General features: G+C 41.2%; 2 protein-coding genes. Both read left to right on the forward strand.

Annotation, left to right across the window (positions count from 1 at the left end; translation table 11 throughout):
• Nucleotides 1-269, forward strand: a 269-nt coding sequence (locus ACE1B6_RS00105) for a CHAT domain-containing protein (protein WP_413255197.1), incomplete at its 5' end; no start/stop codon positions are given.
• A gap of 156 nt (nucleotides 270-425) precedes the next feature.
• A partial coding sequence (locus ACE1B6_RS00110) for a CHAT domain-containing protein (RefSeq protein ID WP_413255198.1) occupies nucleotides 426-2867 on the forward strand: 2442 nt, incomplete at its 3' end.

Below are 2867 nucleotides of genomic sequence, written 5' to 3' on the forward strand. Positions count from 1 at the left end.
TAGTCAATGATGCCAGTACTTCTTTATTAATGCAAACTTTCTATAATCAACTAGCTAATAATACTGCTGAGTCTCCGATTACTAAAGCTGAGGCTTTAAGAGAAGCACAATTAAGTTTTTTGCGGGGAAATAACCAAACTGCCACTTCCCAAGAAAGTCGTGCTACTGTAGTTTTTGAGATTAAACCTGGGACTCGTGCTAATTTTGGTTCTCGGTTTTCTCATCCCTATTATTGGGCACCTTTTGTGTTAATTGGAAATGGATTGTAGGGTGCTTTATTATTCAGTATGGAGATTTTCTGCATCAATTTTCACATCTTCATAAAATAATGCGATGATTGAATCATAAACTTGCATAAGTTCTCAGCGATGAGACATATATATAACTGAACAGCCAGCGGATAACTGTTAATTGCGGAGTTATATATGAGTCGTCTGAGAGTTTTTGCTGTTAGTTTAATGTTTGCAATTGCTTCTACTTTGCCATTAGGAGAAACTACTCCAACTATATTAAATACAATTGCACAGACGACGACAAATCAAGAACGCCAAGCTGAGGCGGATAGATTGTACCAATTGGCAGAACAGCAGTATCGTCAAAGTCAATTCCGAGAAGCATTAGGAAATTTCGAGCAAGCTTTGGTAATCTATCGAGAAATAGGCAACAAGGCGGAGGAAGCGCCGACTCTCCATAATATTGCGTTAGTTTACGATAATCTTGGACAACACCGGAAGGCATTGGAATTGTTTAGCCAAGCTTTAGCTATTAGTAAGGAAGTTGGCGACAAGGTGGGGGAAGGAACAACTCTCGTTAGTATTGGGTTAGTTTACGACAATCTTGGACAGCACAGGAAGGCATTGGAATTGTTTAGCCAAGCTTTAGCGATTTTCACAGAAGTTGGCGACAAGGCGGGGGAAGGGACGACTCTCCAGAATATTGGGAATGTTTACAACTATCTTGCAGAATACCCAAAGGCAATAGATTTCTATCAGCAAGCTTTAGCGATTTTCACAGAAGTTGGCGACAAGGCGGGGGAAGGGACGACTCTCGTTGGTATTGGGTTAGTTTACTACAATCTTGGAGAGTACCCGAAGGCAATAGATTTCTACCAGCAAGCTTTAGCGATTTTCAGGCGAGTTGATGACAAGGCGGAGGAAGGTACGACTCTCAATAATATTGGGCAAGTTTACCGCAATCTCGGAGAGTATCCGAAGGCATTGGATTTCTTTAGCCCAGCTTTAGCGATTTATAGGCAAGTTGGTGACAAGGCGGGGGAAGGGACGATTCTCCAGAATATTGGGACAGTTTACCGCAATCTCGGAGAGTACCCGAAGGCTTTAAATTTCTACCAGCAAGCTTTAGCGATTTTCACAGAAGTTGGCAACAAGGCGGGGGAAGGGACGACTCTCGTTGGTATTGGGCAAGTTTACGACAATCTTGAAAAATACCGGAAGGCAATGAATTTCTACCAACAAGCTTTGGCGATTCACAGGCAAGTTGGCAACAAGGCGGAGGAAGGCAGGACTCTCAATAATATTGGGCAAGTTTACCGCAATCTCGGAGAACACCGGAAGGCAATGGATTTTTTAAATCAAGCTTTGGCGATTCACAGGCAAGTTGGCAACAAGGCGGAGGAAGGGTTGACTCTGGATAATATTGGGGAAGTTTACGATAAACTTGGAGAACACGGGAAGGCAATGGATTTGTTTAGCCAAGCTTTAGCTATTAGTAAGGAAGTTGGCGATAAGGTGGGGGAAGGCGAGACTCTCAATAATATTGGTTTGATACTGAACAAACAAAATCAACCAGAATTAGCCATTGTTTTCTATAAACAATCGGTGAATGTTATCGAAACTATTCGCCAAGATTTACGCAAATTACCTCAAGAACAGCAAAAATCTTACACCAAAACTGTTGCTTCTACTTATCGCGATTTAGCCAATCTCTTACTTGGACAAGGCAGAATTTTAGAAGCGCAACAGGTTTTAGAACTCCTGAAAATCCAAGAAATTCGCGACTATACCCGCAACGCTAAAGCGAGTAACCAAACTTCTGGTATTGACCTTAACTCCATTGAAGAACAGATTATCAAAACTCACGGCAGTTTAATCGCTTTCGGGCAAAAAGTTGCTGAATGCCGCAAAAGTAAATGCAGCGAATTAAGCCAACTCAACGACCAATTACAAGCTTTAATTACTCAATATAATCAAAGCATTGCTACTTTAAAACAAATTATCGCCAACCGTCGCGCCCAAGACCAACAAGTTCTCGACCCCAACGACTTCGGACGCAAAGCTAGAGAAATTACTGCTGCCCAACCTGGTACTGTGTTAATTTATCCGTTTGTTGTCGCAGATAAAACTTGGTTACTTTTAGCTGCTGAAGGTGGAGTTCTCAAAAGTATAGAAGTTCCGGTTTCTCGCCGTGAATTAGGAGAAACTGTGTTAAAATTCCGCCAATTATTACAACAGCCCAATTCTAATCTTCAGGAATTAAAAGCCACCAGCAAACAACTTTATGATTGGTTAATTAAACCTTTGGAATCTGAAATTAAAGGGAATAAAAAAGTTACTAATTTGGTCTTTTCTCTTGACCGAGTTACCCGCTATATTCCAATGGCGGCTTTGTTTGATGGGGAAAAATATTTAATTGAAAATTACTCGGTTTCTACTATTTTATCAGCTGGGTTGACTGATGTAAGTAGTAGACTTCCCCCAGGCACCTCCAACACTCCCGTTTTAGGACTCGGTTTATCTAATGCAGTTGCAGGTTTTAACCCTTTACCAAATGTACTCGCTGAAGTAGATATGGTAGTCCGCGAAAATGACGCAGATAAAAACGGTATTTATCCCGGTTTAGCTTTCTTA

The sequence above is a fragment of the Floridaenema fluviatile BLCC-F154 genome (assembly GCF_041929135.1).
In the GTDB taxonomy this organism is placed as follows: Bacteria; Cyanobacteriota; Cyanobacteriia; order Cyanobacteriales; family Aerosakkonemataceae; genus Floridanema; species Floridanema fluviatile.